At 66.4% G+C, this 5726-nt stretch carries 5 protein-coding genes; all 5 read left to right on the top strand.

Features of this window, described 5'->3' with window-relative positions; all coding sequences use genetic code 11:
* Positions 1–179 precede the first annotated feature (179 nt).
* The 5 genes from SAZ01S_RS22865 (at position 180) to SAZ01S_RS22845 (ending at position 5540) form a co-directional block, all read left to right on the top strand.
* On the top strand, positions 180–1127 hold the full coding sequence (locus tag SAZ01S_RS22865; RefSeq protein ID WP_084584633.1) for an isoaspartyl peptidase/L-asparaginase family protein: 948 nt from the start codon (positions 180–182) through the stop codon (positions 1125–1127).
* Between the two features lie 98 nt (positions 1128–1225).
* A complete protein-coding gene (locus tag SAZ01S_RS22860; protein ID WP_084584632.1) occupies positions 1226–3115 on the top strand; it encodes a M61 family metallopeptidase in 1890 nt (629 codons plus the stop codon).
* Between the two features lie 36 nt (positions 3116–3151).
* Positions 3152–3691: an inorganic diphosphatase gene (gene ppa / locus SAZ01S_RS22855; protein WP_084584631.1), complete on the top strand. Its 540-nt coding sequence runs from the start codon at positions 3152–3154 to the stop codon at positions 3689–3691.
* 140 nt (positions 3692–3831) lie between these two features.
* Positions 3832–4356, top strand: coding sequence for a DUF1345 domain-containing protein (locus SAZ01S_RS22850; protein WP_084584634.1), 525 nt, complete (start codon positions 3832–3834; stop codon positions 4354–4356).
* Positions 4357–4397: 41 nt separating this feature from the next.
* Positions 4398–5540, top strand: coding sequence for a CehA/McbA family metallohydrolase (locus SAZ01S_RS22845; RefSeq protein ID WP_084584630.1), 1143 nt, complete (start codon positions 4398–4400; stop codon positions 5538–5540).
* The last annotated feature ends 186 nt before the right edge of the window (positions 5541–5726 follow it).

Below are 5726 nucleotides of genomic sequence, written 5' to 3'. Positions count from 1 at the left end.
GGGGGGGGGGGGGGGGGGGAGGATGCCAGAACGGCAGCCGTCGTGCTTCCTCCCCCTCCGTCAGTCCTGCGGCCTGCCACCTCCCCCTGGCGGGGGAGGAAACACTTGGGGCATGGCTTGGAGCGTCCGCCTGATCTGCTAGGGGACGGCCCGAACCCAATCCGCAGGAGCCCGCCGCCATGTCCACCGCCACCCCCAAGCCCCGCTGGTCGCTGGCGATCCACGGCGGCGCCGGCAGCATGCGGCGCGGTGCGCTCACGCCCGAGCAGGAAGCCGGTGCCGAGGCCGGCCTCCATGCCGCGCTCGATGCCGGCGCGGCAGTATTGGAAGCGGGCGGCTCGGCGGTGGAGGCCGTGCAGGCGGCGGTGCAGGTGCTGGAGGACGATCCGCACTTCAATGCCGGTCGCGGATCGGTGTTCACCTGGGAGGGCGGCCATACGCTCGACGCTGCGATCATGGACGGTGCAAACCGCGCGGCCGGGGCGGTCGCGGGATCGACCACCACCCGTCATCCGGTAGCGCTTGCCCGCGCGGTGATGGAGAACAGCCGCCACGTGCTGCTTGCCGGCGAGGGCGCCGACCAGTTCGCCCGCGAACAGCAGCTGGAGCAGGTCGACAACGTCTGGTTCGGCACCGAGGAGCGCCGCCGGCAGCTCGATTCGATGAAAGGCGACACCGCCCGCGGCGGCTTCGATGTCGACATGAAGTACGGCACCGTCGGCGCGGTGGCGATGGACGCGCAGGGCCATGTCGCCGCCGCGACCTCCACCGGCGGCCTCACCGGCAAGCGCTGGGGCCGCGTCGGCGATTCGCCGCTGATCGGTGCCGGCACCTATGCCGATGACCGCGCCTGCGCGGTGTCCGCCACCGGTTCGGGCGAGTTCTTCATACGCGAGGGCGTCGCGCACGAAATCTGCGCGCGGATGCGCTTGCGCGGCGAAACTGCCCGGCAGGCCGCCGAGGTGGTGATGGCGGACGTCAAGGCGATGGGCGGAGTCGGCGGGGTGATCCTCGCGGCGCCCTCGGGCGAGCTCGACTGGTGCTTCACCACGCCGGGCATGTATCGCGGCAGCGCCTCGGCAGACGGCGGGAAGCGCGTCGCGATCTACGACGACGTCCGCATTTGAGCTAAATCTCCTTGCGAAAACGAAATTTGCTGGCAACAATATTGCCCGATCGGGGCGGTTTCTTGCTCGCCAAAATCACGCAAAGGGTCGGTTAAAGAATGTATCGTGCCACGTCGCTCGCCAGCGTGTTGCTGGCCACTACCGCGCCTGCGCTCGCGCAAAACTCGATGCCGCAGCCGGTGCCGATCGTCGACACCATCCCGGCGGCGCGCGACATCGCCTATCCCGGCACGCTCAAGATCGACGTCGACGCGACCGACACGCTGCGCGGTATCTTCCGGGTGCGCGAGACGATCCCCGTCGCGAAGAGCGGCCGGCTGACGCTGCTGTTCCCCGAATGGCTGCCGGGCAAGCACGGCCCCCGCGGCGAGATCGAGAAGCTGGCCGGCCTGCAGATCAAGGCGAACGGCAAGCGCCTCTCCTGGACGCGCGACACGGTCGACGTGTTCGCCTTCCATGTCGACGTGCCGGCCGGCGCCAAGACGGTCGAGGCCGAGTTCCAGTTCGTCTCGGCGACCGACGGCAACCAGGGCCGCATCGTGATGACCCCCGAGATGATGAGCGTCCAGTTCAACTCGCTCAGCCTTTATCCGGCGGGCTATTTCACCCGCCGCATCCCGATTCAGGCGACGGTCAAGTATCCCGAGGGCTGGACCGCGGCCGGCGCGGTGCCCGCCAAGGTGACCGGCTCGACCTATGCCTATGAGACCACCAGCTACGAGATCCTGATGGACTCGCCGGTGATCGCGGGCCGCTATTATCGCAAGTTCCCGCTGTCCGAGCGCGTGACGCTCGACGTGGTGGCGGACAGCGCGGAGGAGCTGGAGGCCAAGCCCGAGCAGATCGCGGCGCACAAGCGTCTCGTCGACCAGGCGGTGAAGACCTTCGGCGCCCAGCATTACGACCAGTATCACTTCCTCCTGTCGATCAGCGACAAGATGGGCGGCATCGGCCTCGAGCATCATCGCAGCTCGGAAGACGGCGTGCAGCCCGGCTATTTCACCAAATGGGCCGAGCAGGCGACCAGCCGCAACCTGTTGCCGCACGAATATACCCATAGCTGGGATGGCAAGTATCGCCGCGGTGCCGAGCTGTGGACCCCCGACTTCCGCATGCCGATGCGCGACCAGTCGCTCTGGGTGTATGAAGGCCAGACCCAGTTCTGGGGCTATGTGTTCCAGGCGCGCTCGGGCCTCGTCACCAAGGAAGAGACGCTGGAAGTCTATGCCAACATCATGGCGAGCCTCGACAATCGCGCCGGCCGCCAGTGGCGCCCGATGATCGACACCACCAACGATCCGATCATCACCGCGCGCGCGCCCAAGGGCTGGGTGAGCTGGCAGCGCAGCGAGGATTATTACAACGAGGGCCTGCTGGTGTGGATGGAGGTCGATTCGATCCTCCGCGAGCAGAGCAAGGGCACCAAGTCGATCGACGATTTCGCCCGCGCCTTTTTCGGCGGTCGCGACGGCGATTATGGCGAGGTGACCTACAGCTTCGACGACGTGGTGAAGACACTGGAGGGCATCCAGCCCTATGACTGGCGCAAGCTGCTCACCGCCCGCCTGCACGACGTGTCCGAGCGGGCGCCGCTCAAGGGCTTCGAGCGCAACGGCTACAAGCTCGTCTACACCGACGTGCCGAACAAGATGGGCCGGCCGGGCACCGCGGACCTCAGCTATTCGCTGGGCCTCGCGGTCGGCAAGAAGGGCATTGCGGGCGTGATGTGGGATGGCCCGGCGTTCAAGGCGGGCATCACCGTCGCCGACGAGATCGTCGCGGTAAACGGCCGCGCCTATGCCACCGACGCGCTGATCGAGGCGGTGAAGGTGGCCAAGGGCACCAAGGCGCCGATCCGGTTAACCCTGAAACGGGACGATAGTTACCGAGAGGTTAGCATCGACTATCATGACGGGCTGCGCTATCCGCATCTGGTCAAGACGGTCGAAGGAGAGGCTGGCCTCGACAAGCTGCTCCAGCCCCGCTGAGACGGGGTGGGTACGCCAACCACAGGTTAGAGAAACATGCGCATCGATCTGATTCCCATTGGCGATGATCCGCCGAACAATCTGAACGTCATCATCGAAGTGCCGGTCGGCGGCGAACCGGTGAAGTATGAGTTCGACAAGGCAAGCGGCGCGCTGTTCGTCGATCGCATCCTGCACACGCCGATGCGCTACCCGGCGAATTACGGCTTCGTGCCGCACACGCTGTCGCCCGACGGCGATCCGCTCGACGCGCTCGTCATCGCCCGCTCGCCCTTCGTGCCGGGCTGCGTTGTGCGGGCGCGCCCGATCGCGGTGCTGAAGCTCGAAGACGAAGCCGGCGGCGACGAGAAGCTGGTCTGCGTGCCGGTCGACAGCACCTTCCCCTATTATTCGGATGTAGGCGAGCGCACCGATCTGCCGACCATCGTGCTCCAGCAGATCGAGCATTTCTTCACCCACTATAAGGACCTCGAGTCCGAGAAGTGGGTGCGGATCGGCAACTGGGGTGACGCCGCCGAAGCGCGCCGCATCGTCCTCGAGGCGATCGAGGCCGCGAAGAAGGCCAAGGCAGCCTGAGCCAGAAGTTGCGGCGGCACGGGGCACGACCCCGAGGGGTCGGCAACGTCCTCGCGCCGCCGCGCTTCCTTGCCTTTGCCGCGACGACGCTCGCGGCGGGATTCCTGCTGGTGCCGCATTTCGGCATCCGCGCGGGTGCGATGCTCGCCTTCGACATCGGCGCGGCGCTGTTCCTGTGCCTGTGTGCGCCGATGCTCCGGCACCAGTCCGATGCGATGCGGCGCTCGGCCTGCAACAACGATGCGAACCGGCTGGTGCTGCTCGGCATCACCGGCGCCGTCACCGTCATCATCCTGATCACGATCGCCAGCGAGCTGATGGAGCGCAAGGCGCCCCAGCCGATCATGCTCGGGCTGATCATCGGCACGCTCGCGCTCAGCTGGACGTTCAGCAACGGCGTCTACGCGCTGCACTATGCCCATCTGTTCTACAGCGAGGCGCCCGGCGGGCGTGACAAGGGCGGGCTGGAGTTTCCCAAGACGCCCGAGCCCAATTACTGGGATTTCATCTACTTCGCCTTCTGCCTGGGCATGACCTTCCAGACCAGCGACGTCTCGGTCACCACGCGCCAGCTGCGCCGGGTGGTGACGCTGCACTGCCTGGCCGCGTTCGTGTTCAACCTCGGCGTGGTGGCCTTCACGATCAACGTTCTCGGCGGTAGTTGAGCGGCCGGGCGTCCGCCCGATCGCATCCTGCCGGAGAAGCCATGTTCCGTGTTGCCGCCCTTGCGCTTGCCATGGTGCTCGCGCCAGCCGCCTCTGCCCAGACCAACGACAAGTTCGTCGTCGCCAGCCTGACCGAGGGCGTGTGGATGAAGGGCGACCTGCACGTCCATTCGCGCCACAGCAAGGATTCGACCAACCATAGCGAGGCGCGGATCATCGCCGATGCAGAACGCGTCGGCTTCGACTTCCTGCTGATCAGCGACCACGACAACCATGTGAACGGCGATACCGCGCACCACACATGGTCCGACCCCGAATTCCATTCCGACAAGCTGCTGCTGCTCTATGGTGCGGAATGGACGACGGTGCGCGGCCATGCCGCGATCCTCTCGGCCAAGCCCTATGACCACCAGAAGCTGTACGATATCCGCGATGCCCGCGACGTGGCGGTGCAGAAGGTCAAGGACGGGCTGGGCGTGCATCTCTCGGCCAACCACCCGACCAACAAGGACCATTTCGGCTATTCCTACGACATGGTCGATTCGATCGAGGTGTGGAACAGCGTCCGCTGGGCGCCGAACAAGACCAACCTGATGGTGTGGGACGACATGCTCGGCTCGGGCCGCAAGATCGCGGGGCGCGGCGGCAGCGATTCGCACCATGGCACGGTGCCGGGCAGCACCGCCCCGCAGGCACTCGAGGCGACCGCCAACAATATCGGCACGCCGACCACCTGGGTGTTCGCGCCCGCCCGCACCCGCGAGGCGGTGATCGCTGCGATCGGCCGGGGCCGCGCCTCGATCAGCGCCAATCCCTATGCGCCGCGGGTCGAACTCACCGCCGATGTCGATGGCGACGGCAAGGCCGACATGCTGATGGGGGACAATGCCAAGGCACCGGCCGGGCCGGTGCGCTTCACCGTGCGACTGGCGGGCAAGCGCGAGGCCGGTGCCTATCACGTCCGCTTGGTGAAGAATGGCGACGTGTTCGCGATGCTCGACGTCGGCGCGGACGGCAGCGTCGGCTTCACCGACACGCCCGATGCCAAGGGCCGCAGCTATTACCGTGTCGAGGTCGAGGGGCCGCAGACGCCCTATCCGGGGCTCGACAATTACCTGAAGGTCGCCGGGCCGATGGTGGCGATCTCCAACCCGATCTTCTTCAACTTCGATCCGGCGTTCTGAGCGCGCCCTTTCCTGGCGGGGAGGGCCGCCGATAGGGCGATATAAGCGCGTCCTCCCCGCGCAGGCGGGGATCCATTGACGCCGAAATTGCGGATCCTTCCCCAGCGCCAAGGGCAATGGATTCCCGCCTGCGCGGGAATGACGCTAATACCAACCTGCACGGAAAAGAACCTATCTTCGTCCTCC

This window comes from Sphingomonas azotifigens NBRC 15497 (assembly GCF_002091475.1).
Classification (GTDB): Bacteria; Pseudomonadota; Alphaproteobacteria; order Sphingomonadales; family Sphingomonadaceae; genus Sphingomonas; species Sphingomonas azotifigens.
Note: the sequence above shows the minus strand (reverse complement) of the source record. Positions and strands in the feature narration are given on the sequence as shown.